Below are 23,666 nucleotides of genomic sequence, written 5' to 3' on the forward strand. Positions count from 1 at the left end.
GATGGTTGAGATACCTCGCTCCTCACTCCCTACTCTAGTGAATAGACTTATCATTTTGCGATTTTCATACCGTTAAGATCGTTGATGATCGTCATGGAATCCTCGCGGGAATAGCGCATGCTGAGCAGCTCAAAGGCGCGGGTCTCTTGGTCACCGCGAATCAGCGCCATGATCAGGTTGGCATACATCTCTTTAGATTCCGTATTGCTATAGCCGGCATACAGCAGAGAAGGGTCTATATCCCCTGTGCTGGCCTTGGCCATGTATTGTGCAATCTTCAGGTTGTCGGCCAGCGCCGGGTCTCCCGGCAGGTAGGTTCTGGCGCGCTTCAGTTCGGCGATGCAGGTTTCATACTTATTCTGCTTACAGTAGGCAATGGCGGCATACATCAGCGATTTGCCGCGCATAGTAGCGCTTTGGGCAAGCGCCATTTTCCCTTCGGCAAAATTCTGTTTATACAGAGAGATAGTTTCCTGATATTGATGTCGCATCAGACTGTTCTTCATTAGTTCGATAATCACCCTTGGGTAATTCTCATCTGCGCGGCTAATTTTTCCCTGAATAATCTCCAGTTCCTGGCCCTCCATATCATATTTATTCATCTTGGAATAGATATCGGCCAGGTAGAAGCGTGTCTCGATATTGTCCGGTTGCGCTTGCAGACTATCTACCGCGATCTCCCTGGCCTTTTCAAAGGCGCCGACGCGGACCGCCAGCTGAGCCGTTTCCCGATCGTTTCTCAACATATCGGGCGTGCCGTTGACGCAGGCAGCAAGAAAGACTATCGAAGTGAGGACTAACTTTTTCATTACGAGATCATCTCCAATGACAGGCTGCCCATGGCGCGTAGCAGGCCAGGAGCAATGATTTCAACAATAACCGGGAACATGATAAAGAGAATGAGCGGTATCCCCATCTTGGCGTTGACGGAGCCAATTTTTTCTTCGGTTTCTATAAAGTGAAACTGGCGGATCTCTTTAGATAACTCTTGCAGACCGGACTGCATGCCAGCGCCGAACTGGGCGGAGTTACGCACGGTTGCGATAAACTCCTTGACCTCGCTTAGGGGAACCTCTTCATAGAGCTTTTCGCAGGCGATGTTTATATCGCTGTATTTCAGCGTGCGTGAAAAGTTCTGCATGCTGTTGCCTAACAGACCGGAGAAGCGATAGAGCACCGGGGAAACGGTTTCTAAAGCGGCCGTCAGCGTCATGCCAGTTTTGATACAGGTGGCGCACAGATCGAGAAAGTAGACGAAGTTGATCCTGAACTTTTTGATCTCGTTCTTATGTTTTCTCTCGAGATAAATCTTTGAGCCAATGTAGTACACGATCATGAAAACAGGAATGACATAGAATGACAGATTACCCAGGTAGGCTAACAGCGTTAGGGACAGAGTTGAAAAGAGAAATATGCTAGAGATATAAATATAAAATAGGGTGCTTTCTTGCAGCGAGTAATATCCTGCCTTATTAATGAGAGCATGGTATTCCGTATGGGACAGGTTGTTTTCAACGTAGAATGATAGCTTTCTCATTAATAAAGAGAACAGGTCTTTAATCCTGTTTTTCAGGCTGAGGTAGTCATCGAGGTTCTCGTGTGAGGAAACGATAAAGTAAAATTTATCATAATACTCTTCTTCTTTCTTGTGGCTCTTTAATCCCCAGATAAACACAATAACGCCGACGATAAAGAGCGAGGTTGAGATAAAGAAAATCACAGTTCAACTCCCTTAATCATGCGTGAAATAATGAAAAACCCGATGCTGACGCTAATGACCACGTAAATCACCACGTAGCGGCCATAAAGCTCATCGAAGAGGTAAACGAAGTTCCAAAAGGCGAACTTATAGAGTACGACCAGCATCAGCAGCGGTAAAAGCGCCAGGATCTTTGCCGCCCCGCGTGCCTCTGAGGTTAACGCCTTGGTTTTTTTCTTAATGACTTGAGCGGCGACCAGGTCATTGGCCAGGGACAGCAGGGTATCTTTCAGACTGCTGCCTTTTTGTATGGAGATACGAATATACGAACTAAAAACAAAGTAGCCTTTATAGGGGTAGATTTTCTCACCCCGGCTGAGTATGTCATCAAAGGACACGCCGTTTTTCAGTTGGAATGAGATGCGGGTAAATTCTCGCTTCATGATATCGCTCAGGTTCTCCGCCGCTGCATCAATGGCCGCGTATATCGTCTGGCCCACGGCCAGGTTGCGGCTGATAAGCCGCAGCGCATAGGGGAACTGTGCTTCGAAATAGTCGCTGAAACGGCTCTGGTAGATGCCGTACAACGCGGCAAACGAAATAGCTACCAGGATCACGGTGCCAAATACATAGGCAAACGACGAGGCGCTGAAGGTCAGGCAGCAGAACCACCAAAACAGGATGTAGCCGCCGCTGACCACCAGAGACATCACCAGGCTTTTGGTGCCAAAAATAAACACGAAGTCGGGTAGGTAAGACTTGCCGATGAGCTTTTTTATTTCCTTGGTTTTCTCTTTCTCAGCCGGCTTCGCTTTACCGAAAAAGTTCTCCCACTTTTTCTTCTTCGCGGCCTTTTGCCTGACGTATGAGAACATCAGCAGCAGAAGCAGCAGGGTGATGAGGAAGCCCGTCAGGTTAGTCATGCAGGATGCCTTTGAGCTCTGGGAGCAGCCCGGCGAACGCGGCCTTTGATTCCAGAATGGAGTAGGCGATATTCTGCTTATGCGCATACTTCGTGACCGTATCCGACTCTTTTCGCCTTTCGAGCAGGAATACGTCCTGGCTTTGAATGACCTCACCCTCCAGCGTGCCGATTTCCGTAATGTTGGTAATCTTCCTCGAGCCGCAGGGCAACCTTGCGCATTGAATAATAATATCAACGGCCTGCGATATTTGGCCGCGAATGGTTTTGGCCGAGATATTGGAGTTCGCCATGGAGAGCATGCTTTCCAGGCGCACCAGCGCGTCTTTTGGCGTATTGGCGTGAATGGTTGAGAGCGAACCTTCGTGGCCGGTGTTCATGGCCTGAAGCATTTCAAAGGTTTCATCGCCACGACACTCGCCCACGATGATCCGGTCTGGGCGCATACGCAACGCGTTGATCACCAGGTCACGAATCGAGACTTCACCGCCGCCGTCAACACCCTTAGGGCGCGACTCCAGGCGCACGACGTGATCTTTTTGCAGCTGCAGCTCGGCGGCATCTTCGATTGTGACGATGCGGTCGCCATCATCGATTTCGTTCGAAATTGCATTGAGCAGGGTGGTTTTCCCTGAACCCGTCCCCCCCGAGATGATGATGTTCGCCTTGGCCCTGACCATCAGGCTCAGGTAGTGCCCCATCGCCTCACTCATCGAGCCAAAGTTGATCAGGTCGATCAGGTCTAATTTATCCTCTTTAAACTTTCGGATGGAGATGGTGCAGCCATCTAGGGCCACGGGCGGAATGATGATGTTGACGCGGCTACCGTCGGCCAGGCGGGCATCGACCATCGGCGAGCTTTCATCTACCCGACGCCCAATCGGCGCAACAATACGCTGCGCGATACGCAGGATCTGCTCATTAGATTTAAACTGAGAATCTTGCTTGATGAGTTTGCCCGCCCGTTCGATGTAGATGGATTTACACCCGTTAACCATGATGTCGTTAACGCTGGGATCGGCCAGCAGATCTTCGATGGGCCCCAGCCCGAAGATGTCGTCATAATAGCTTTTGATCAGCTCATCAAACTTTCTTCTGGTTAATATAATATTTTCCAGATCGAGCGCCGGTATGAGCAGTTCTTCAATTTTCATCAGCGCTTCATGAGTGGCAGAGCTGTCATAGTTTTCTATTTTTATTTGCTCTAACAGCGCGTTTCTGATTTTTTCATAGGTTTTTATATCCATGTCATCACCTAAATATGCTGTCTATAATGTTTTTGCTTTCTTTCTTACGGTTGAAAGCGGTTAACAACCCCCCCAGCAGGTTGGCGTTATTGTTGAAGTCCACCTTGATGCCCAGCTTGGTGTGGATTTCTTTATCCGTGATTTCAGTTGCCAGCTTACCGGCCTGTTTTCGGATGGAGATCAGCTTGTCCCTTCTTTTCTCCCCTTTATCCTGCTTAAAGCCAATTCGGTTCTTGAGATAGTTAAGGTTATAGATAGACTCGATCTGCCCATTGGTCATCAGCACACGGATGTCGCTCTCATTGAGCAAATTAATTCCGCCGTGCAGCGTGAGAAAATAGTAGGGGATATTAATAAAAATAAATCCATAGGAGTTTGCCAGCGATTCGATGAATTTCTCAACGCCGTTGAGGAAGGCGTCAACGTTGTCAACGTGCGCCTCGTCGTTGGCAATGTTGAAGGAAACGTAGTCGAAGTGATCTTTTATTTTCATCACCAGTTTCAGGGACGAGGTGGTATCCAGTTCATTCTCATAGCCCAGCACGTGCTCAACGGTGTTTTTATTGGCCTTTACCCCCAATGCGGCATCAAAGAAAATGTTTGCGATGTCGCAGTTAACAAACAGCATTGAATAGCCTTTCATCATTTCGCTGTTACAGAGATCGTGAAAAACGCGATAATTAATGTCGATATCAGGCGAGGTATTGCACAACCCAATCACCAGAGAAGTTCTGGAGCGCACATAGCCGAAGTGTTCCACAATCCCCAGCAGCAGCAGGCGGATCTCACTGGTGCGGGTAAAATAGCTGCTGAACCCCAGCTCGCGAGCCTGCCACGTTGCCTGGATCGAATCCTCGTTGCCGATCAGCATGGAGGGATAGCGACCACGCAGCATCATGGCGATGTCCGCGATTTCAGTCTCGCTGTAGCTCTGGGCATCCAGCACAAAATAATTTTTCCCCGTCAGGGCGTTATTAATAAACTCCAGCAGGTCGCCAGCGGGGATGTGCTTGATCATCGTATCGACGTCGTACAATGAGAGTGGTTCTGAGAGTGATAAAAAATCAGTCTCAGTTTTGGTTAAAACAATCACGCTGGCCTTTTTCTTTTTGGCCTCGTTTTTTCTCTTTAGTTTTTCTATGAACATTAACGTGCTCTCTCAGCGAAATCATTACCATTGGTCGAGCAAACTTCTCGCTCCGAATAGTTATCCAGAGCCTGCTCGTCGGAGCTGTACCAGTTAAAATCAGAGAGCCGGAACCGATAGCAACCTCGCTCGGTTTTATGCCGGTTACCGATGGCAATATAGTTTGCGTCAAGCTGGTTCACGCTCTCTTGTAATACAGCATTAATGCCATACTGTTTCTGTATTTCTTCTTGCAGCCTGATCGCACGGTCATAGTGGTTATCGCTATAAATAATCGCCAAGCTGCTGATGGAGCCGATTTTCTTGCTTAAAACAAAGTTTTCAAGCTTTGCCATCTTGGTGCGGTCGGGGTTGCCGACAAACTTAACGTAATACGCCTTTCTTTCGTCGGGCTGCCTTTCGAACGCGCAGCCGTTTAAGCCCAGGCAGATAAAAATAAGGAGCAGCGAATTAGTTAATGACATAGTCGGCTCCTTTGACAAAGACATCGGTAATGCTGTTATCACTGTGCCCGAGATCGAAAAAGACCTCCCACGGGCTGGAGAATTTGGCGTAGGGGAGCTTGATGTAGTTTCTCTCTACGGGTTTGACATACTCAACGGTGGCGAAGATGACTAATTCACTGCGCCCAGATGTGAACCCGGTTGACTTGAACAAGGCGCCCAGCACTGGAATGTCGGCAAATCCTGGAACTTTATTAACATATTGCGTTTGGCTGTTGTCGATCAGTCCGCCGAGGACGAAGCTCTCTCCATCCCGCATTCGTACTGAGGTCTTCACGTTACGCACGTTAATCGTCGGCAGCTCGGTGTTCTCATATTTATAGTACCCGCCGATCTGAGATGATTCGACGCTCACGTCCATGCTAATCGAGGAGTCCGAATTGATCACCGGTGCAAAGTTCAGCATGACGCCATAGTTTTTCCATTCAACCGTTGAGCCATTTTCACTGCGCTGAAAAATAGGTATCTGCCCGCCGCCGTGAAATGATGCGGTCTTCCCGTTGGTGACCGTGATACTTGGCGTGGTCAGCACGTTAGCCAGGCTGTTTTTCGCCAGGGCGTTGATGGCTACGCCCAGAGAGTCGAAGTTAAACCCCTTAACTAGGCTGCTGTAGATGCCGTTGTTGATAGTCAGATCGTTACTCACGCCGGTGCTGATCTTGCCCCGCCCCCAGTCAATGCCCAGGGTTTCCGTCACGTCCTTCGAGACTTCCGCGACCGTAACCCTGATCTTAATTTGCTGATTTTTTTGGGTTACTAAGGAGTACCTGACCTGATCGCTATCCACGTACTCTTCGATCAGCGACTTGATCCGTGCGCCATCTTCAGTGGAAAATACCGGGCCGCTGACCAGCAGCGAGTCGCTCATGTCGATGACCTTGACGTCTTTAAACCCCTCGCTGATCAGCAAGGTATTCAACATGACGGATTTCTTTTGCAGATCGTTCACGGTGATCAGCAGCGTTTGACTCTCACCGTTGGTACCATTAACGGAGAGATTGGTTTGCCCGCTTTTTTTACCGAAGACATAGATGTGGTTCTCATCGACCACCCGGAAGTCGGCAATTTCCGGTGAGCCAACGACGATTGACTTCACGCTGAAGTCAATCTCAAGATCGGTCGTTTTATTGATGTCCACGTCGAGCGCCGCAGCGTTAAAGCTGGCGGTTAACATCACAATAAGAAAAACCGCCAGCCTGTTAATATTTACGAATTTCACTTTGCGCTCCCCTGATTTCAACCACGCGGCTTTGCCTTTCCGAAATGGGCGCCCCAGAGACAATGTCTGACGGGGTAATCTCTCTTGTGCTGTTATTTATTTTGGCGATGCCCTCATTGATATTGTGAACCTTGGTGGGCGTGATGAAGAACATCCCCATAATTTGCGCCTGAATGACTTTATCCACGTCCTCGGGCTTGAAGTAGGCATAGACGATGGTCGTTGAGGACTTGTCATCGCTGACGGCCCGGTTGCTGTGCACCTCATTCGCCAGCGAATTCTCCCCGCTGGTTGTTTTCATCAGGCTGGAAACCAGCCCCGACTGATCGAACTTTTGCAGCTTATTGAGGTTGCCGTTGCCCATAAAGAACCACACCTTGCTGGCGAACTGTTTGACCCGCGTGTCCTTGTAGTCTTTCCCCGTGGTACCGTTATCGCTGCGCGATTTTTGATAAAGATCGTCCCGGTAGGCTTTGTTATCATTGGAGACCAGGAACAGATCGATAAAACCAAAGTCCGCGATGTTAGGGTTCTTCAGGCTGGCGGTGGTGACAGAAATAGGCAATATCGAATAGCTCGAATCGATTTTCTGCAACAGGTTGCCAAGGTTATCTTTCGAGGCCCGTTCGCCGGAGGCAATATTTTGATATGCCACGCCGCCGGACGCCATTAGTCCGCGAAAGTCCTTTTCGCCAAAAATCGTGTCTAGCCAGGCGGGGGGCGAGCCTGGTGGATATTTTATCTCTTTCTCGGCGAAGTCATCCGTGGTGACGATGGCACCCACATCAATATTATGCTTTGCGGTATAATAGATAAGGCTTTTATTCACTATGAGGTTCTTAGTCTTTTCCTCGTCCTCGTTGCCTTTATCGCTGTATATACCTACTACGCCGGCTAACATGGTTAGCAGTGCGACTATTGCAATAAATTTAAAGCGCACAGATGCTCCTTATCAAACTGCACCGATAAACGTATAGGTACATAAACTGATTAAAATAGGGATGGCGTAGGGTACGCCGCTCCTTACTTTATCATAGCGCTTGATCAGCGAAATTTTTGACAGGGCATATGTCCATAAGATTGCCCATACGCCACCCATAAAAACAGTCAGGTAAATAACGTTAACGTATTGTTCCGGCGGCACCACCAGCATGGTGATGAACAGCAGTTTGGTATCGCCAAACCCCAGTATGTTGCAAGACGAAAGAATGATACCAACCAAGAGCATGGCAAACGGCCATATCAGCACCTGGCCCGCACCAATAATGCCTGGGTGGGAAAAAATATAGCAGTATGCCACCGTAAGTATCATAAAATGCGCTACGTTAGGTATTCTTCTTTCTGTGATATCTTTAAGTGATATGTATAAAGATATGATTATTATCGCTATGAACATATAGGTTTTAAATATAGCCCTCGAAGAGTCGAAGGCTATATGACGAAAGTTTACTATTACTTCAGGATGTTGCCTGAAGCAGTGATCTTCGTGGCCATGGTGTTCCATGCCGCGCTCAGGGATTCAATGAATCCGCCTTTGTCAAAGATGAAGAACAGGGCAGAGGCCATCGCTACACCGATGATGGCGTATTCGATAGCGGTGATGCCACGCTCGTTTTGTTCTGCGTTTTTGACGTTGCGGCAAGCCATAGAGACATACGCTTTCAGAGCTACATTTTTCAACATTTTTTATTCCTTTAAATATATTAGTAGGATGGTTATGACGCTAAAAACTCGCTTTTAATTGAAGCGTGTTGTTTAGGCCGGGGGTATCCTACTCAGTGATAAAAAAAACGTCATATCATATTTAATAATGAAATATAAAATTGCATCATTTATCAGGAAAAATGAGGAAAATCAGTTCATTAATATCATTGTTACCTGTTGGAATATAGAAGTCATCCTTGTTTATAACCAAAAAATATTGTTTGCTGTTCTTGTGCAACAAAACCGATACCAGACGATTGCGACTGTCGGAGCTGAATGCGCTCTCTGTCATATTTCGCTCATGCAAATCCACTTTTGCTGTGGCTATTGAATGCGTTAACAATGCATTGAGTTCCATTTCGGCAGTGATATAACGTAAGTGATTGCCATCACTTTGAATCAATCTGATGTAGGCGGTTTCTCTATCTTTGTTTAAGTATAGGTTTAGCTTTATTTTTTCTTCGCCGTCCAGAAATAATAACCCATGGTAACTATTGCTCATTGATTCTAAAATATATTGTTTATAACTTAGAGTTCCACAGATGAAAAGTAATATGCAAGCAATTAAAAATAATCCCTTAACCTTCATTTTTACAAGTCGTGATTTCTGTAAGGTAGTCTCTTTTTTTATTGTCATTTATATTGCTCTTCATTCGATAACAAACGGTTTTTTTTTCACCGTGAACGTATTCTATGCGATCGCCAGTAGAGTGAATCCTGTATCCATCAAGGTATAAGGTTTCTTCATTTTTATCTTCATTTATTTTTACGGAAAACCAAACGCCTATAATATAGCTGCATATCAATACGGCTATCATCAGCATGCTTCTTTTCACTTTATCACGTTTGGATGTCGCTTTTTCTGATGCAGTTTCGTGAACCTCACGAGTCTTCTTAAATCGGTGAGGAGATATCTCTTCTTTATGTTTTGAATCATTATCCGAATTGCTCCCCAGTTCCGCTGTGCCAGTGCTCGTATTGGGTATTAACTCGGTTTCATCATCAACTTTAATGATGACCTTCTCTGCATTAATCGTATACCCTTTTTTAGGAACGGTAATGATAATTTCACGTGATGCATCACCAATCTTTCTTCTCAATGAATTTATCGTTTGGTTGATGGCGAAATCTGTCACATAACGCCCTTCCCATATATGTATACCGAGATCTTTTCTTGATGATACATTAGGGCTTTGTTCAATAAGAAAATGCCATAGCTTCAATTCTTTATTTCTTAAAATAATCTGCTGATTGTTTTCTGGTATTAAAATAGCCATTCTTTCCCGGTAATAAACGATCATCATGACACCTTCCTTGACTGTGACTTCTTATAATACAATCCTGTTTTTTATTGTAAATACTAATTTAAGTTTTTTTATTTATATTTTATTTTATATTAATCGGTATGTTTGATATGTTTTTCATTTTAATTTTATTATTATTATAAATAATATTTTTTTTAAGATAAAACAAGGCGGGCGGTGTGTTTTATCTTGGAGGATATTTTTTCTTGTTAGTGTTTTTGGATGTTTTATTTTATATTTTATATTATCCATCTACCTCTATTGCTTTCTATAATTCTGGCAGATAGGCGCGGCCTGCTGGATGAGATTGGCCAACCGGTATTGGTGATCCCGCGCTAAGCTATGGGTAAGGGCAGCCGCATGCGGCTGCGCGCGTTCGGCGACGAAGGCCGTACATACCGGAGGTCAACATGCGAAGTCTGGAAGATCAACTTGCCGCTTACGCCGCCTATCATCGTGATGCGCGCAATATCGTCACGCACTTTATCGGCATCCCCCTGATCGTCGTCAGCCTGCTGACGCTGCTCTCCCGGCCGGCATGGGGTGCGGGGTGGCTGCCGTTCTCGCCGGCCTGCGCGGTGGTTATCGTTTCGGCTCTCTATTACCTGCGGCTGAGCCTGCGCCTTGGCGTCATGATGTTGGCGTTGCTGCTGCTGTGCCTCGGGGTCGGCGCCTGGGTGGCGTCGCTGTCGACGGCGGCGTGGCTGAGCGTCGGCATCGGCGGCTTCGTCATCGGCTGGCTGTTTCAGTTTGTCGGGCATTTCTGGGAGGGACGAAAACCGGCGTTTATGGACGACGTGACGGGCCTGATCATCGGCCCGCTGTTCGTGCTGGCGGAAGCTTGCTTCCTGGCCGGCGGGCTGCGCGAACTGCAGCGGAACATCGAAATGCGCTCGGGCAAAGTGCGCAACGGGAGGGCATGAGGTGGCGCTGATTCCCACGGTGGCGGCATTTCCGCTGCAGCGGGCTTTTATCCCGCTGCTGGAAGCGCTGACGGCGGGGCTGCCACGCCAATTCCCGGCACTCATCCACAGCATTTACCTCTACGGCAGCGTCGCGCGTGGCGAAGCCCTTCCCGGCGTGTCCGATCTGGACATCACGCTGTTGCTCAACAAGCCAGCCGATAGTGAGGCGTTACAGCGCCTTGAGGCGTGGCGGCAAGCCTTTCAGCTGGAGCAGCGGATCGTGAGCAAGGTCGACTTTGATATCGGCAGCGTTGATGAGGCGTTGGCGCCGGAGCATCACGATTCCTGGGGAATTTGGCTGAAGCATCACTGCCGCTGCCTGTGGGGCGAAGACCTGTCCGCCGCTTTTCCGCTGTTTCAGCCCGATCGGCGCATCGCGTTGGCGGTCAATGCCGATTTGCCCCGCGTATTGGCGCGTTATCGGGAGCAACTGCTGCAGGCCAGGACGGTATCGGATGAGAGGCGCTTAAAGCGCGAAGCGGCCAGAAAACTGATCCGAGCCACCAATATGCTGCGCGCCGAGGGAAGCCCGTTCTGGCCGATAACGTTAACCGACTATGCCGAACAGCTGTTGGCGCTTTATGCAGAGCAGCGAGATGAAATGGACTATTGGTTAGCGCACGCGGTGGGAGAGGCGAATGACGCGGATTTTAGCGACAGAATGATGCGATTTCTCGACTGGATCGAAGCACAGAAAAAATAACGCCGGCTTGAGCCGGCGTTGTCGGCAGTCGTTATCCGATCGTCGGGTAATCGGTGTAGCCTTCCCGGCTGCCGCCGAAGAATTTCTCTTTGATTGGCGCATTCAGCGCCAGCCCGTGTTGCAGGCGGTGGGGCAGATCCGGGTTGGCGATGAACGGGCGACCGAAGCCGATCAGATCCGCCCAGCCTTTGGCCAGCGCTTCTTCAGCGCGTTCACGCGTGTATTTGCCGGAGTAAATCAGCGTGCCGCGGAAAATCAGGCGCAGCGATTCTTTGAACGCTGCCGGCATCACCGGGGCATCATCCCAGTCCGCTTCGGCGATGTGAATGTAAGCGGCGCCGATATCGTTCAGCACGCTGGCCGCTGCCAGATAGGTGGCTTCCGGGGTATCGTCCTGCGAGCCCATCAGGGTGGTCAGCGGCGCCAGGCGCACGCCCAGTTTCTCTTTGCCGATGGCATCCGCTACCGCCTGCGCGACTTCCCGCAGGAAACGCAGGCGATTTTGCAGTGAACCGCCGTATTCGTCGTCGCGCTGGTTTTCCCGCGAGTCGATAAACTGATTGATCAGATAACCATTCGCACCGTGCAGCTCTACGCCGTCGAAACCGGCGGCGATGGCGTTGCGTGCCGCCTGAGCGTAGTCGTTAACGATCGCCGGAATTTCTTCCCGCGTTAAGGCGCGCGGTGCGGAGTGCTGCACCATTTCACCCACGCCATGTTCCGGCCCGCGACCTTCGACATCCACGAACACCTTGACCCCGTCGGCCTGGATGGCGGAGGAGGAGACCGGCGCGGCGTGGCCAGGCTGTAAAATGGTATGCGACACGCGGCCGACGTGCCAAAGCTGCGCGAAGATCTTGCCGCCGGCCTGATGTACGGCGTCGGTCACTTTTTTCCAACCGGCGATGTGTTCCGGGGAGTAAATGCCGGGTGTCCAGGCATAACCCTGGCCCTGCTGGCTGATCTGCGTGCCTTCGCTGACGATCAGCCCGGCGCTGGCGCGCTGGGCATAATATTCAGCCATCATGTCGGTGGCGACGTCGCCGGCGCCGGCCCGAGAGCGGGTCATTGGCGGCATGACGATGCGATTGTTCAGCGATAAACCGTTTAAAGAATACGAGTCAAAAAGCATGGCGCTTCCCTCTATGTGAATTAGGTCGTAGGGCATTGATGTTTTACTGAGGCCATTATATTTCGTCGTTTAATTCTAAAAACGCGCACAATAACAAAACACTTTTGCTCTGTGCTCAATAGTTGCGGTAGCCGCCGATGGGCCGGTATGGCGGCTTGCGCAGGTGGTGCGAATGAACCCGATGTGCGCTCGGGCGACGGCGGTTATTGCTTGTCGGTGCGTTGCTGAGATAGAGTCGGCGGCTGTTTTTCCCCACGATTTTTAACAAAATCGCAAAAGTCTTTTAGCCTCCTGCCTGCTTATCTTTGGTGTGATCAATGTCATACTTTTGGCATCTTAACTTTCCCGCGCTTCGGCAGCGGTTAACCGGAGTTGTTGAATGAAAATTAACTTTCCCTTATTAGCCCTGGCGGTGGGGGCGTTCGGCATCGGCACGACCGAGTTTTCCCCGATGGGGTTGCTGCCGACCATCGCCAAAGGGGTGGACGTCTCCATCCCGATGGCCGGCATGTTGATCAGCGCCTACGCCGTTGGCGTGATGGTTGGCGCACCGCTGATGACGCTGCTGCTCTCGCACCGGGCGCGCAGAAGCGCGCTGATCTTCCTGATGGCGATCTTTACCCTGGGTAACGTGTTGTCGGCCATTGCGCCTGACTACACCACCCTGATGCTGTCGCGCATCATCACCAGCCTGAACCACGGCGCGTTCTTTGGTCTCGGTTCCGTGGTGGCCGCCAGCGTGGTGCCGAAGGAGAAACAGGCCAGCGCCGTGGCGACCATGTTTATGGGCTTGACCATCGCCAATATCGGCGGGGTGCCTGCCGCGACCTGGCTGGGTGAAACCATCGGCTGGCGCATGTCGTTCCTGGCCACCGCAGGGTTAGGGGTGATCGCCATGTTGGGGCTGTGGTTCTCGTTACCGAAAGGCAGCGCCGGCGCGCGCCCGGATGTGAAGCGCGAACTGTCGGTATTGGTACGCCCGCAGGTGCTGTCCGCCTTGCTGACGACCGTGCTGGGCGCGGGCGCGATGTTCACGCTCTATACCTATATCTCGCCGGTATTGCAGCACATCACCGATGCGACGCCGCTGTTCGTGACGTCCATGCTGGTGTTGATCGGCGTCGGTTTCTCCATCGGCAACTACCTGGGCGGCAAATTCGCCGACCGTTCCGAGAGCGCGACGCTGAAGGGCTTCTTGCTGCTGTTGGTGGTCATTATGCTGGTGATCCCGTTCCTGGCGCGCAGTGAAATCGGCGCGGCAGTCAGCATGGTGATTTGGGGCGCGGCGACCTTTGCCGTGGTGCCGCCGCTGCAGATGCGCGTGATGCGTGTCGCCAGCGAAGCGCCGGGCCTGTCGTCCTCGGTCAACATCGGTGCCTTTAACCTGGGCAATGCGCTGGGCGCCGCCGCCGGTGGCGCGGTGGTCTCCGCCGGGCTGGGATACAGCTTCGTGCCGGTGATGGGGGCTATCATTGCCGGATTGGCGTTGCTGCTGGTGCTGTTCACCCACCGTCAGGCCGAAAAAGTGGCCTACGCCAGCAACTAAGTTGTACCTGCACGGCGGAACTCTCCGCCGTGCTCACTCAAAGCCCAGCAGGCTGAACGCATCGTCCTGCGGGGCGTAGCCGAGCAGGCGTCGGGTCTCTTCCAGCGATAAACGTTTGTAGCGGTTGTTGGAAACCCCGTGCACCACCGCATATTGCACCCCTTCGACACGAATGCAGCGCTCCAGCAGATCGGCGGCGTCGCGATGGCTGAGAAAAGCGCTCATGTCGCGGGCGCTAAGCTGTTCGCCCCGGCTCAGGGTGGTGAAGTTGGCGATGCGCACCGACAGGGCGGAAAGCCCTTCCTGATGGGCGAAGTAGGCGGCGATGCCTTCGCCGAAGGCCTTGCTGGCGCCGTACAGGTTTTTCGGCTTTGGTGCGTCATCCGGGCGGATTTGATAGTCGAGCGGATAGCCTTCCACCGCCTGCGCGCTGCTGGCGAACACCACCCGGCGGCAGCCGGCGTCTTTCGCCGCGCGGAAGATATTGAAGGTGCCCAGAATGTTGTTGTCCATCAACGAACCGCAGAAGTCGGCATCGGGGGAGGGATCGGCCGCCAGATGCAACACGGTGTCGATATTGGCGCAGGCCGCGCGGCAGGCGTCGAGATCGGCGATGTTGAAGCTGATGACTTCGTCGCCGGGCTGCCGATCGCGCAGCAGGCTGACATCCCGTTCCGCCAACCGTAGCGGGTAGCGATCGCCCATCGCCTGACGAAACGCCGTGGCTACCCGGCCGCCGGCGCCGGTGATCAGAATCCGTCCTACATCAGTACGCAACACCATGGTGACTGCCATCCCTACTCTCGATTAAGCGTTGACCAGTAATAATCCCCTGCGTGACTTTTGTCCAGTATTTATATTAGTCATTCTGATGCTTTATGCCGGCAATGGGCACGTTTTGCCGAGCGTTTCGGCCAGGAAATTCATCACCGCGCGCACGGCTGCGGTGCGCGCCAAATCGGGATACGTCACCAGCCAAAGCTCACGCGTTGGCGCGGCGTTGGCCGTTGGCAATGCGACCAGCTCCGGATCGCCATCGGCGACGAACGTCGGCAAAACGGCGGCGCCCAGCCCTGAACGCGCCGCCTGTTGCAGTGAAAACAGATCGCTGGCCTGAAAGACCACCGGACGCCCCTGCAACAGCTGCACCAACCATTGCTGATGCGGCTGCTGCCGATAGTGATGGTCATAGGCGAGAAAGCGGCGCGCCGCGTCGGGCAGAGCCGCGTGCTCCGGTGCGGCATACAGCGCGTAGCGCATCATGCCGATGCGCTGCGTCAACAGCTCCGGTTGCTGTGGGCGCACCATGCGCACGGCGATGTCGGCTTCGCCGCGATCCAGCTCGGCGAGCGCCGATTCACCCGACAGCGTGACGACGATCTGTGGAAAAGCCTGGTTAAATGCGGCAATGCGCGGCGCGAGAATATGCGCGGCGATCGACGGCGGCGCACTGATGCGCACCCCGGCCTGTGGCGTTGCGCCGGCGCTGCGCGCATGGCGGGCAATAGCCTGGCTTTGCGCCTCGATCTCCGCCGCCAGCCCGGCAATCGCCTGCCCGTCCTGGGTCAAGGGCGTGCTGCGTGGCCGACGCACGATCAAACGCAGGCCGAGCGCCTGTTCCAGCGCCGCTACGCGTCGCCCGACGGTGGCGTGATCGCAACCCAGCTCCCGCGCTGCCGCCGACAAGGAACCGGTACGCGCCAGCGCCACGAAGTGTTTTAAATCCTGCCAGTCAAACATCAGTGAATTCCTGCACGGTATCGACGTAATTTTCAGGAATATTCACACAGAGCGCGCCGTGATTCAATGTGTGAACGTTCCCTTTAAAATCGAAAAATTAGGTTAGGTTTTCTTATGAATCTACAGTTGCAACACCGTACGGCATTGGTCACGGGCGCCAGCGAAGGGATCGGTGCCGGCATGGTCAGGGTATTGGCTGCTCAAGGGGTCAAGGTGGTGGCTACCGCACGACGCGGTGATCGGCTGCAGGCGCTGGCGGATGAGGTTGAACGGCAAGGGGCGGTGCGCCCGTGGGTAGCCGTTGCAGACGTGACCGACCCCGACGCGATAACCCAGCTGGCGGCGCAGGCGCTGCGCCAGGCGGGGACAGTCGATATTCTGATCAACGCGGTCGGTGCGTTTCACCCCACGACGCTGAACGATAGCGATCGCAGCTGGGATGACGCCTTTGCTTTGAACTTCACACCGGCCCGGCGGTTGACTCAGGCGCTGTTGCCGGCCATGCAGGCGCAAGGCTGGGGCCGGGTGATCAATATCAGCGGATCGATGGAGCCGCGCAGCCTGAGCGCCGCCAGCGCCGCCAAGGGCGCGCTGCATCTGTGGGCCAAAGGATTGGCCAGCGACGTGGCTGCGCAGGGGATTACCGTCAATACGTTACAGCCGGGGCGCATCAACAGTGAACAGATCCGCGAGCGCTTATACGCTTGCGATGAAGCGCGCCGGGCGTTCATTGCGCAACATATCCCGATTGGCTACTTCGGCGAACCGGAAGATATGGCCTATCTGGCGGCGTTTCTTTGTTCCCCGCTCGCGCGATATATCACCGGTGCGGTGATCCCGGTAGATGGCGGCATGCATTATTTCGCGCATTGAGGCCGTTTTGCCCCCGCGATCACAGTTCGGCAATTTGCCGGCGCAAAGCCTTGCCCCGGCAAAATCCACGGTGTTAACGTCATAGCTCAACCGATTTAGGGTTGTTACTGCTGCGGCAGGCAAAACCTAAACCTCGCGTTTCTGTTCCCCGATGGGACAGAGGCCGCGAGGTTTAGGTTTTTTTTTGCGCCGCATTTCGCCCCGGCGCCAGGCCAGTGCGGGGAGGGGAGCGGCAGAACGCGAAGTCTAAGGATAACCGTATGAAATATGACACATTAGCCAGTGATATTTTGGCCGGCGTCGGTGGCCGCGACAATGTGAAAAGCTTGGTGCACTGCGCCACCCGCCTGCGGTTCAAGCTGCGCGACGACAATCGTGCCAACGCGGCAGCGCTGAAGAAAAACCCGGGCGTCATCATGGTGGTGGAGAGCGGCGGCCAGTTCCAGGTGGTGGTGGGCAACCACGTGGCGGAGGTGTTCGACGCGGTCAATCGGGTCGGCGGATTGGCCGAGGGCGCGCCGAGCGACGACGCGGGCGGTAAAAAAGACAACCTGCTCAGCCGCTTTATCGATCTGGTGTCCGGCATTTTTACCCCGCTGCTCGGGGTGATGGCCGCTTCGGGGATCCTGAAAGGCTTCCTGGCGCTGAGCCTGGCCTGCGGCTGGCTGCTGGAGAGCGGTGGCACCTTCAAAATGCTGTTCGCCGCCAGCGACTCGCTGTTCTACTTCTTCCCGATCATGCTCGGCTACACCGCCGGGAAAAAATTCGGCGGCAACCCCTTCGTCACCATGGCGATCGGCGGCGCATTGACGCATCCGCTGATGATGGCGGCGTTCGAAGCGGCGCAGCAGCCGGGCGCGGTGCGCGAATATTTCTTCGGCATTCCGCTGACTTTTATCAACTACAGCTCGTCGGTGATCCCTATCATCTTTGCGGCCTGGGTGTCCTGCCGCCTGGAGCCGTTGTTTAACCGGGTGATCCACAGCGCGCTGCGCAATTTCATCACGCCGCTGCTGTGCCTGGCGATCACCGTTCCCTTGACCTTCCTGCTGATCGGCCCGGCGGCAACCTGGCTCAGCCACCTGCTGGCCAACGGCTATCAGAGCATTTACGCCTTTAACCCGATCATCGCCGGCGCCTTTATGGGGGCGATGTGGCAGGTGTGCGTGATCTTCGGCCTGCATTGGGGGCTGGTGCCGTTGATGATCAACAACCTGAGTGTGCTGGGGCGCGACACCATGGTGCCGCTGCTGTTGCCGGCGGTGATGGGGCAGGTCGGCGCCACGCTGGGCGTGATGCTGCGCACCCGCGACGCCAAGCTGCGGGCGCTGTCCGCTTCAGCCATCGGCGCCGGGATCTTCGGCATCACCGAACCGGCGGTGTACGGCGTCACGCTGCCGAACAAACGCCCATTCATCTTCGGCTGCATCGGCGGCGCGCTGGGCGGTGCGGTGATTGGCTACTTCCATACCTCGGTCTACTCGTTCGGCCTGGTGAGCGTATTCACCTTTGCGCAGATTATCCCCGGCGGCGGCATCGACGCCACGGTATGGGGCGCGATCGGCGGCACCCTGCTGTCGTTCGTGTTCGCCGCGCTGGCCAGCTATCTGTTCGGCGTCGCACCGGCGGAAGAGACGGTACAGCCTGAAGCCGCCGCGCCGCTTAACCGCAAACAGGCCATTCTCAGCCCGATCGCCGGCGATATCGTGCCGCTGGATCAGGTGAACGACGCGACCTTCGCCAGCGGCCTGCTGGGGAAAGGGGTGGCGATTGCGCCGCAGCAGGGGCGCGTAGTGGCGCCGGTCAGCGGCAGCGTGGCGTCGCTGTTCAAAACCAAACACGCCATCGGCATCGAATCGGACGACGGCGCGGAGATTCTTATCCACGTCGGCATCGATACCGTGAAGCTCGACGGGGCGCATTTCACCGCCCACGTGCGGGAAGGCGAGCGGGTCGCCCCGGGTGATCTGCTGATCGAGTTCGACCAGGCGGCGATCCATGCCGCCGGCTATGACACCACCACGCCGATCATCATCAGCAACAGCGATGACTACGTGGACGTGTTGACCAGCGGCCTGTCTCCGGTGCAGGAACAGGCGCCGCTGCTGACTTTACTACGCTAATTGAGGAGCAAGCGATGAACGGCAAGTTTCCGCAACATTTTCTGTGGGGCGGCGCGGTAGCGGCGAACCAGGTAGAAGGCGCTTATCAGGCCGACGGCAAGGGGTTGTCGACCTCCGATCTGCAGCCGCAGGGCATCTTCGGCGCCATCACGCCGCGCACGGCGGGCGACAGCGGCATCAAGGACGTGGCGATCGATTTCTATCATCGTTACCCGGAGGACATCGCGCTGTTCGCTGAAATGGGCTTCAAGTGCCTGCGCACCTCGATCGCCTGGACGCGCATTTTCCCGCAGGGCGACGAAGAGACGCCGAACGAAGCCGGGCTGGCGTTTTACGATCGGCTGTTCGACGAGATGGCGAAATACGGCATTCAGCCGCTGATCACGCTGTCGCACTATGAGATGCCTTACGGTCTGGTGAAGCGCTACGGCGGCTGGGGCGATCGGCGCACCATCGATTTCTTCGAGCGCTATGCGCGCACCGTATTCGAACGTTATAAGCACAAGGTCAAACGCTGGCTGACCTTCAACGAAATCAACATGTCGCTGCACGCGCCCTTCACCGGGGTTGGCCTGCCGCAGGAGAGCGACAAGAGCGCCGTCTATCAGGCGATCCACCATCAGTTGGTGGCCAGCGCCAAAGCGGTGAAGGCCTGTCACGAGATCGTGCCGGAGGGCCAAATCGGCAACATGCTGCTGGGCGGCATTCTGTACCCGCTGAGCTGCAAGCCGGAAGATCTACTGGAAACCCAGCGGCAAAACCGCGACTGGCTGTTTTTCGGCGACGTGCAGGCGCGCGGCTATTACCCGGCCTATATGCAGCGCTTTTTCCGTGAAAACGGCATTCAGGTGACGATCACCGAGGAAGATCGGCAAACGCTGCGCGAAACCATCGACTTCATCTCGTTCAGCTATTACATGAGCGGCTGCGTCACCGCCGACCCGGAGCAGTACGAGACGGCGCGCGGCAACATTCTCGATATGGTGCCGAACCCGCACTTGGCCAGCTCGGAGTGGGGGTGGCAAATCGACCCGATCGGGCTGCGCTACCTGCTCAACGTGCTGTACGACCGCTATCAGAAGCCGCTGTTCATCGTCGAGAACGGGCTGGGCGCCAAAGACCGCGTCGAGGCGGACGGCAGTATCAACGACGATTACCGCATCAACTACCTCAATGACCATCTGGTGCAGGTGGCGGAAGCCATCGACGACGGCGTCGAGGTGATGGGCTACACCAGCTGGGGGCCGATCGATCTGGTCAGCGCCTCGAAGGCCGAAATGTCGAAGCGCTACGGCTTCATTCACGTCGACAGAGACGATGCCGGCAACGGCAGCCTCGAGCGCCGCCGCAAGAAGAGTTTCTACTGGTACCGCGATGTGATCCACAGCAATGGCGCCAGTCTGAAAGACCGACGGTAACCCTTCAGCCCGGCGGCAAGCGCCGGGCGTTAACCTAACGTTATTCGCTGCTGTTCATGATGGGAAATTCTCTCCCAGGGAATGCTGTTGCCCGCAGTCAGCCGTTATGCGGAGAAATATAATAATGATGAAAAGCTTATTACCTCGTTCCATGACCCTGGCGGCGCTGGCGCTGTGGTGCAGCCAGGCGCAGGCGGAAACGCTGCAAACCGGCAAGGACGTTGAAGCCCCCACCGCCAAATGGGAAGGGGTGGCGCTCGGTTTTGAACCGCCGCAGCCTGGGCTGTTGGGGGATATGCTGGGGATCAGGCCGATCCTGGAGGATCATGGCTTCCACTATAACCTCGGCTACCTCAGCCAGCTGTCGTATAACGCCGGCGGCGGTTACAACCACGATAAACAGGCGTCGTATATCGACCAATTTTCGCTGACCTTCAGCCAGGATTTGCAGGCGCTGACCGGCATTCCGGACGCGGCGATCGAAGGCAATATCGTCAACCGCAACCATGACAACAACCTGACCCGCGATCGGCTGCAGGATCCGCGCGTCGGCCTGACCGATCTGTCGCAAGAGAGCTATGGCGGACAGTCGATTACCCGGCTGGGTTGGTTGACCTTCAGTCGTTCTTTCCTCGACAGCCGGCTGCAGTGGCGCATCGGCATGATGAACAAGGTGCAGGATTTCGATCAGATTATCCCCTGCGATTTTCAGACGCTGACGCTGTGCGGCGGCAAGTCTGCCAACTCGTTGACCTGGTATAACTGGAACGTGCATTACTGGGGCACCACGCTACAGTACAAGCTGACCGATGGCCTGACGCTTAAGGGCGGGGTGATGGAGCAGAACCCGAGCGCCCCCAGCCGCAGCCACGCCTGGAGTTGGTCCACCAAGGGCAGCAAAGGCTTCCTGTTGCCGATGGAGCTGGAGCTGAAAACCCACGCCGTCAACCAGCTGCCGGGGGTGTATAACCTGGGCGTGCTGTTCACCAACGCGCGCCAGAGCGATCTTTATGAAGGGGTGTCCGGCGGGCCGGGCGCCAGCGATCCGCAGGGCTATCGCAACCACGATCGCACCTGGTTCCTGTATACCGGTTTCAACCAGCAGGTGACGCGCCATGCGGATGACGTCAACCGCGGCCTGAGCGTGTTCTACAGCCTGGGGCTGGGAGATCAGCGCAGTAACTACCTGCACTGGTCTACCTCGACCGGCATTCGCTATCGCGGGCTGTTCGATGCGCGGCCGGACGACTGGCTGGGGCTCGGCGTCTCGGTGGTGAAACTGAGCGACCGCTATAAAGACAATCAGCGGTATCTCAACCAGATGAGCGGCATCAGTGATTATCACGATCCGAACTACCGGCCAGTGCCGGGCCACTCGGTGACGGCGGAGCTGTATTACCGCGTTAACGTCACGCCGTGGCTACAGCTGCAGCCGGGCCTGCAGTACTGGCATCACCCGGCGGGCGTCAGCGAGACGCAGGACGCCTGGGTGACGGCGTTGAAAACGGTGGTGACCTTCTGATCAGGCCGCGTCGCTCTCGCGGTAGCGCCGGCGGGCGTGTTCGAACCAGCTGGCCGGCACGTTGTGCGGTGGCTGCTGCAACCTGAGCAGCCCCTGTTCAACGATATGGCTGGCCTGGCGCCACAGCGTCGGGTCGCCTTCAGTCAGCACCTCCAGCAGGCGCTGTTTCTCGATCAGGTAGGTCTGGGCGAAGTGGCTGTCGTAGTCCAGCAGCGAGCGGGTGTTGTCGATCAGATCCGCCAGCTTGATGGTTTTGGCCTGCGGCGACGCGCCGGCGCTGTGGCGCCGATCGCGGTTTTTACGCTCGAAGCGGTTGCCGTCCTCGGCGTGGCTGACGTTGGTCAACATCCGCACCAGTTCCGCCACTTTTGGCCCAAAGTGGCTGTCGATGTCGCCGAGGGTGGTGGGCGTGTCTTCCACCGTATCATGCAGCCAGGCGGCCGCCAGCATCTCTTCGGTGTGCGGCACGCTGCGCACCAGCTCCATCACCGCCTGCGGGTGGACGATATACGGATCGTCGGTGTATTTGCGGCGCTGATCGATGGCCGCATGCGCCTTGGTGGCGTAGCGGCGCGCGCGTTCTACAAGCGTGTTCGTCATTTCCTTTCCCTCCGAGCATCCTCTGCATAAAAAAAGGTAGCATACCTCACAAGAAATAGCTTGCGATTACATCGTGCGCTATCTATATTCGTACACATGAAAAGCACCGATACCGAACAACCCAAGGCGAAGAACCTGCTACAGCTCGATCAGCAGCTCTGTTTCGCGCTGTACTCCGCCAACCTGGCGCTGCACAAAGTCTACCGCAAGCTGTTGAGTCAGCTCGAACTCACCTACCCGCAATACCTGGTGATGATGGTGCTGTGGGAACGCGATCGGGTGACGGTATCGGATATCGGTGAGCGGCTGTTCCTCGATTCCGCCACGCTGACGCCGCTGCTGAAGCGGCTGGAAACCGCCGGTTTGCTGGTGCGCTATCGCGCCACCGCCGACGAGCGGCAGGTGATCATCGCCCTCACCGAAGCCGGCCGCGCGCTGCGCGAGCGGGCGCAATCGGTGCCCGAGGCGGTGATGTGCGCCACCGACTGCAGCCTGGACGAGATCGTCTCGCTCAAACAGCAGCTGGAAAAGCTGCGCGGCAGCCTGATCGATCAGATTTGACCCGCCGCCGCCGGACGCAAGAACGGCACGGGTGGTCTACACTGGTTAATAAGTGTCAAAAATAAGTAGTGCGCGATTTAATCGCAAAAGATAAATATGTGACCGGCTTTACCTCGTGGAAGCCGTAGTCATCTCGCCAACCAGCAAGAAGGAATGAACGATGTCTATTGAGAAAGTGGTTTACCGCGCTCACGCCACCGCAACCGGCGGCCGCGACGGCCGTGCGACCTCCTCCGACGGCGTGTTGGACGTGAAATTGGGCGTGCCGAAAGAGATGGGCGGCGCCGGCGGCGAAGTTACCAATCCCGAGCAGCTGTTCGCTGCCGGTTACTCGGCCTGTTTCCTCGGCGCGTTGAAGTTTGTCGCGGCGAAGGAAAAGGTCAAAATCCCGGCCGAAGCCAAGATCGACGGCACCGTCGGTATCGGTGAAATCCCCAACGGCTTCGGCATCGAAGTGCAGCTGGATATCTCGCTGCCGGGCATCGAGCGCAGCGTGGCGGAAGATCTGGTGAAAAAGGCGCACGTGGTGTGCCCATACTCCAACGCTACCCGTGGAAATATCGATGTGACTCTGAACGTTAAGTAAGATTTTTGCCGAAATATGGAAAAAATGGAGGGTTTGTCCCTCCATTTTGTTGCGTGCCCTGCCTGAAAATCGTTCAAAAAAACGGTAAATTTTGTCCGTTTTGTGAGAATTCTCTTGATTATTACCCGCAAAATAACGCTTATTGCCGGTTG

Annotated in this window: 25 protein-coding genes; 9 read left to right on the plus strand and 16 right to left on the minus strand. The window is 54.7% G+C overall.

From position 1 onward, the window contains the following. Nucleotides 1-50: 50 nt before the first annotated feature. From ACJ8J4_RS17670 to ACJ8J4_RS17725, 12 genes are all read right to left on the minus strand, one after another. Nucleotides 51-809: a tetratricopeptide repeat protein gene (locus ACJ8J4_RS17670; RefSeq protein ID WP_043140893.1), complete on the minus strand. Its 759-nt coding sequence runs from the start codon at nucleotides 807-809 to the stop codon at nucleotides 51-53. Next, the gene (locus ACJ8J4_RS17675) at nucleotides 809-1,720 is read right to left on the minus strand and encodes a type II secretion system F family protein (RefSeq protein ID WP_197832506.1); all 912 of its coding nucleotides are present in this window, start codon (nucleotides 1,718-1,720) and stop codon (nucleotides 809-811) included. The genes ACJ8J4_RS17670 and ACJ8J4_RS17675 overlap by 1 nt, the downstream gene beginning before the upstream one ends. Next, on the minus strand, nucleotides 1,717-2,622 hold the full coding sequence (locus ACJ8J4_RS17680) for a type II secretion system F family protein (protein ID WP_049205748.1): 906 nt from the start codon (nucleotides 2,620-2,622) through the stop codon (nucleotides 1,717-1,719). Before ACJ8J4_RS17680 ends, ACJ8J4_RS17675 begins: the two co-directional genes overlap by 4 nt. Then, on the minus strand, nucleotides 2,615-3,868 hold the full coding sequence (locus ACJ8J4_RS17685) for a CpaF family protein (protein ID WP_043140903.1): 1,254 nt from the start codon (nucleotides 3,866-3,868) through the stop codon (nucleotides 2,615-2,617). Before ACJ8J4_RS17685 ends, ACJ8J4_RS17680 begins: the two co-directional genes overlap by 8 nt. A gap of 4 nt (nucleotides 3,869-3,872) precedes the next feature. Next, the gene (locus tag ACJ8J4_RS17690; protein WP_142105463.1) at nucleotides 3,873-5,015 is read right to left on the minus strand and encodes a hypothetical protein; all 1,143 of its coding nucleotides are present in this window, start codon (nucleotides 5,013-5,015) and stop codon (nucleotides 3,873-3,875) included. Further along, on the minus strand, nucleotides 5,015-5,479 hold the full coding sequence (locus ACJ8J4_RS17695) for a hypothetical protein (protein ID WP_043140909.1): 465 nt from the start codon (nucleotides 5,477-5,479) through the stop codon (nucleotides 5,015-5,017). The genes ACJ8J4_RS17690 and ACJ8J4_RS17695 overlap by 1 nt, the downstream gene beginning before the upstream one ends. Further along, on the minus strand, nucleotides 5,466-6,737 hold the full coding sequence (locus tag ACJ8J4_RS17700) for a type II and III secretion system protein family protein (protein ID WP_142105465.1): 1,272 nt from the start codon (nucleotides 6,735-6,737) through the stop codon (nucleotides 5,466-5,468). Before ACJ8J4_RS17700 ends, ACJ8J4_RS17695 begins: the two co-directional genes overlap by 14 nt. After that, entirely contained in the window at nucleotides 6,718-7,677 is a 960-nt protein-coding gene (locus ACJ8J4_RS17705; RefSeq protein WP_049205749.1) for a hypothetical protein, read from the minus strand. Before ACJ8J4_RS17705 ends, ACJ8J4_RS17700 begins: the two co-directional genes overlap by 20 nt. A gap of 12 nt (nucleotides 7,678-7,689) precedes the next feature. Beyond that, nucleotides 7,690-8,241: an A24 family peptidase gene (locus tag ACJ8J4_RS17710; RefSeq protein WP_080352627.1), complete on the minus strand. Its 552-nt coding sequence runs from the start codon at nucleotides 8,239-8,241 to the stop codon at nucleotides 7,690-7,692. Then, on the minus strand, nucleotides 8,190-8,420 hold the full coding sequence (locus ACJ8J4_RS17715) for a Flp family type IVb pilin (protein ID WP_049205753.1): 231 nt from the start codon (nucleotides 8,418-8,420) through the stop codon (nucleotides 8,190-8,192). The genes ACJ8J4_RS17710 and ACJ8J4_RS17715 overlap by 52 nt, the downstream gene beginning before the upstream one ends. 145 nt (nucleotides 8,421-8,565) lie before the next feature. Beyond that, on the minus strand, nucleotides 8,566-9,030 hold the full coding sequence (locus ACJ8J4_RS17720) for a hypothetical protein (RefSeq protein WP_152561328.1): 465 nt from the start codon (nucleotides 9,028-9,030) through the stop codon (nucleotides 8,566-8,568). Next, nucleotides 9,020-9,745, minus strand: coding sequence for a winged helix-turn-helix domain-containing protein (locus tag ACJ8J4_RS17725; RefSeq protein WP_049205755.1), 726 nt, complete (start codon nucleotides 9,743-9,745; stop codon nucleotides 9,020-9,022). The genes ACJ8J4_RS17720 and ACJ8J4_RS17725 overlap by 11 nt, the downstream gene beginning before the upstream one ends. 410 nt (nucleotides 9,746-10,155) lie before the next feature. Here ACJ8J4_RS17725 and ACJ8J4_RS17730 point away from each other — a divergent pair, with 410 nt between their 5' ends. Then, nucleotides 10,156-10,668 (plus strand): Mpo1 family 2-hydroxy fatty acid dioxygenase, encoded by a 513-nt coding sequence (locus ACJ8J4_RS17730; protein WP_049205736.1) that lies wholly within the window; start codon nucleotides 10,156-10,158, stop codon nucleotides 10,666-10,668. A 1-nt stretch (nucleotide 10,669) separates the two neighbouring features. After that, nucleotides 10,670-11,413, plus strand: coding sequence for a nucleotidyltransferase domain-containing protein (locus ACJ8J4_RS17735; RefSeq protein WP_442516094.1), 744 nt, complete (start codon nucleotides 10,670-10,672; stop codon nucleotides 11,411-11,413). 31 nt (nucleotides 11,414-11,444) lie between these two features. On the opposite strand, the gene ACJ8J4_RS17740 is transcribed toward ACJ8J4_RS17735, so the two are convergent. After that, nucleotides 11,445-12,545, minus strand: coding sequence for an alkene reductase (locus tag ACJ8J4_RS17740; RefSeq protein ID WP_043142322.1), 1,101 nt, complete (start codon nucleotides 12,543-12,545; stop codon nucleotides 11,445-11,447). 379 nt (nucleotides 12,546-12,924) lie between these two features. Between ACJ8J4_RS17740 and ACJ8J4_RS17745 the strand changes: the two genes are divergently transcribed. Next, entirely contained in the window at nucleotides 12,925-14,091 is a 1,167-nt protein-coding gene (locus tag ACJ8J4_RS17745) for an MFS transporter (RefSeq protein WP_025304822.1), read from the plus strand. A gap of 33 nt (nucleotides 14,092-14,124) precedes the next feature. Here the strand turns inward: ACJ8J4_RS17745 and ACJ8J4_RS17750 are convergent, their stop codons facing one another. Together ACJ8J4_RS17750 and ACJ8J4_RS17755 are read right to left on the minus strand one after the other, a co-directional pair. Continuing rightward, entirely contained in the window at nucleotides 14,125-14,874 is a 750-nt protein-coding gene (locus tag ACJ8J4_RS17750; protein WP_043142321.1) for an NAD-dependent epimerase/dehydratase family protein, read from the minus strand. Between the two features lie 93 nt (nucleotides 14,875-14,967). Next, on the minus strand, nucleotides 14,968-15,831 hold the full coding sequence (locus tag ACJ8J4_RS17755) for a LysR family transcriptional regulator (protein ID WP_049205737.1): 864 nt from the start codon (nucleotides 15,829-15,831) through the stop codon (nucleotides 14,968-14,970). A 114-nt stretch (nucleotides 15,832-15,945) separates the two neighbouring features. Between ACJ8J4_RS17755 and ACJ8J4_RS17760 the strand changes: the two genes are divergently transcribed. From ACJ8J4_RS17760 to ACJ8J4_RS17775, 4 genes are all read left to right on the plus strand, one after another. Next, on the plus strand, nucleotides 15,946-16,704 hold the full coding sequence (locus ACJ8J4_RS17760; protein ID WP_043142316.1) for an SDR family NAD(P)-dependent oxidoreductase: 759 nt from the start codon (nucleotides 15,946-15,948) through the stop codon (nucleotides 16,702-16,704). A 260-nt stretch (nucleotides 16,705-16,964) separates the two neighbouring features. Next, nucleotides 16,965-18,827 carry a PTS beta-glucoside transporter subunit IIABC gene (bglF, locus tag ACJ8J4_RS17765; RefSeq protein WP_197836290.1) on the plus strand — a complete coding sequence of 621 codons (1,863 nt, stop codon included), beginning with the start codon at nucleotides 16,965-16,967 and terminating at the stop codon, nucleotides 18,825-18,827. A gap of 14 nt (nucleotides 18,828-18,841) precedes the next feature. Beyond that, nucleotides 18,842-20,245: a glycoside hydrolase family 1 protein gene (locus ACJ8J4_RS17770; RefSeq protein ID WP_049295046.1), complete on the plus strand. Its 1,404-nt coding sequence runs from the start codon at nucleotides 18,842-18,844 to the stop codon at nucleotides 20,243-20,245. A gap of 151 nt (nucleotides 20,246-20,396) precedes the next feature. Next, nucleotides 20,397-21,767: a carbohydrate porin gene (locus ACJ8J4_RS17775; RefSeq protein WP_373408032.1), complete on the plus strand. Its 1,371-nt coding sequence runs from the start codon at nucleotides 20,397-20,399 to the stop codon at nucleotides 21,765-21,767. Here the strand turns inward: ACJ8J4_RS17775 and ACJ8J4_RS17780 are convergent, their stop codons facing one another. Continuing rightward, the gene (locus tag ACJ8J4_RS17780) at nucleotides 21,768-22,367 is read right to left on the minus strand and encodes an HD domain-containing protein (RefSeq protein ID WP_025304829.1); all 600 of its coding nucleotides are present in this window, start codon (nucleotides 22,365-22,367) and stop codon (nucleotides 21,768-21,770) included. A 96-nt stretch (nucleotides 22,368-22,463) separates the two neighbouring features. Here ACJ8J4_RS17780 and ACJ8J4_RS17785 point away from each other — a divergent pair, with 96 nt between their 5' ends. Further along, nucleotides 22,464-22,928 carry a MarR family winged helix-turn-helix transcriptional regulator gene (locus ACJ8J4_RS17785; RefSeq protein WP_049209001.1) on the plus strand — a complete coding sequence of 155 codons (465 nt, stop codon included), beginning with the start codon at nucleotides 22,464-22,466 and terminating at the stop codon, nucleotides 22,926-22,928. Nucleotides 22,929-23,088: 160 nt separating this feature from the next. After that, nucleotides 23,089-23,514, plus strand: a complete 426-nt coding sequence (locus ACJ8J4_RS17790) for an organic hydroperoxide resistance protein (protein WP_004934114.1) — start codon at nucleotides 23,089-23,091, stop codon at nucleotides 23,512-23,514. The last annotated feature ends 152 nt before the right edge of the window (nucleotides 23,515-23,666 follow it).

The sequence above is a fragment of the Serratia sp. CY47280 genome (genome assembly GCF_052168655.1).
Lineage (GTDB): Bacteria > Pseudomonadota > Gammaproteobacteria > Enterobacterales > Enterobacteriaceae > Serratia > Serratia bockelmannii.

Coding starts and splice junctions, on each gene's coding strand:
- ACJ8J4_RS17670 (WP_043140893.1), bottom strand. CDS start 809: ATGAAAAAGTTAGTCCTCACTTCGATAGTCTTTCTTGCTGCCTGCGTC.
- ACJ8J4_RS17680 (WP_049205748.1), bottom strand. CDS start 2,622: ATGACTAACCTGACGGGCTTCCTCATCACCCTGCTGCTTCTGCTGCTG.
- ACJ8J4_RS17685 (WP_043140903.1), bottom strand. CDS start 3,868: ATGGATATAAAAACCTATGAAAAAATCAGAAACGCGCTGTTAGAGCAA.
- ACJ8J4_RS17690 (WP_142105463.1), bottom strand. CDS start 5,015: ATGTTCATAGAAAAACTAAAGAGAAAAAACGAGGCCAAAAAGAAAAAG.
- ACJ8J4_RS17695 (WP_043140909.1), bottom strand. CDS start 5,479: ATGTCATTAACTAATTCGCTGCTCCTTATTTTTATCTGCCTGGGCTTA.
- ACJ8J4_RS17710 (WP_080352627.1), bottom strand. CDS start 8,241: ATGGAACACCATGGCCACGAAGATCACTGCTTCAGGCAACATCCTGAA.
- ACJ8J4_RS17715 (WP_049205753.1), bottom strand. CDS start 8,420: ATGTTGAAAAATGTAGCTCTGAAAGCGTATGTCTCTATGGCTTGCCGC.
- ACJ8J4_RS17720 (WP_152561328.1), bottom strand. CDS start 9,030: ATGAAGGTTAAGGGATTATTTTTAATTGCTTGCATATTACTTTTCATC.
- ACJ8J4_RS17725 (WP_049205755.1), bottom strand. CDS start 9,745: ATGATGATCGTTTATTACCGGGAAAGAATGGCTATTTTAATACCAGAA.
- ACJ8J4_RS17730 (WP_049205736.1), top strand. CDS start 10,156: ATGCGAAGTCTGGAAGATCAACTTGCCGCTTACGCCGCCTATCATCGT.
- ACJ8J4_RS17740 (WP_043142322.1), bottom strand. CDS start 12,545: ATGCTTTTTGACTCGTATTCTTTAAACGGTTTATCGCTGAACAATCGC.
- ACJ8J4_RS17745 (WP_025304822.1), top strand. CDS start 12,925: ATGAAAATTAACTTTCCCTTATTAGCCCTGGCGGTGGGGGCGTTCGGC.
- ACJ8J4_RS17750 (WP_043142321.1), bottom strand. CDS start 14,874: ATGGTGTTGCGTACTGATGTAGGACGGATTCTGATCACCGGCGCCGGC.
- ACJ8J4_RS17755 (WP_049205737.1), bottom strand. CDS start 15,831: ATGTTTGACTGGCAGGATTTAAAACACTTCGTGGCGCTGGCGCGTACC.
- ACJ8J4_RS17760 (WP_043142316.1), top strand. CDS start 15,946: ATGAATCTACAGTTGCAACACCGTACGGCATTGGTCACGGGCGCCAGC.
- bglF (WP_197836290.1), top strand. CDS start 16,965: ATGAAATATGACACATTAGCCAGTGATATTTTGGCCGGCGTCGGTGGC.
- ACJ8J4_RS17770 (WP_049295046.1), top strand. CDS start 18,842: ATGAACGGCAAGTTTCCGCAACATTTTCTGTGGGGCGGCGCGGTAGCG.
- ACJ8J4_RS17775 (WP_373408032.1), top strand. CDS start 20,397: ATGACCCTGGCGGCGCTGGCGCTGTGGTGCAGCCAGGCGCAGGCGGAA.
- ACJ8J4_RS17780 (WP_025304829.1), bottom strand. CDS start 22,367: ATGACGAACACGCTTGTAGAACGCGCGCGCCGCTACGCCACCAAGGCG.
- ACJ8J4_RS17785 (WP_049209001.1), top strand. CDS start 22,464: ATGAAAAGCACCGATACCGAACAACCCAAGGCGAAGAACCTGCTACAG.
- ACJ8J4_RS17790 (WP_004934114.1), top strand. CDS start 23,089: ATGTCTATTGAGAAAGTGGTTTACCGCGCTCACGCCACCGCAACCGGC.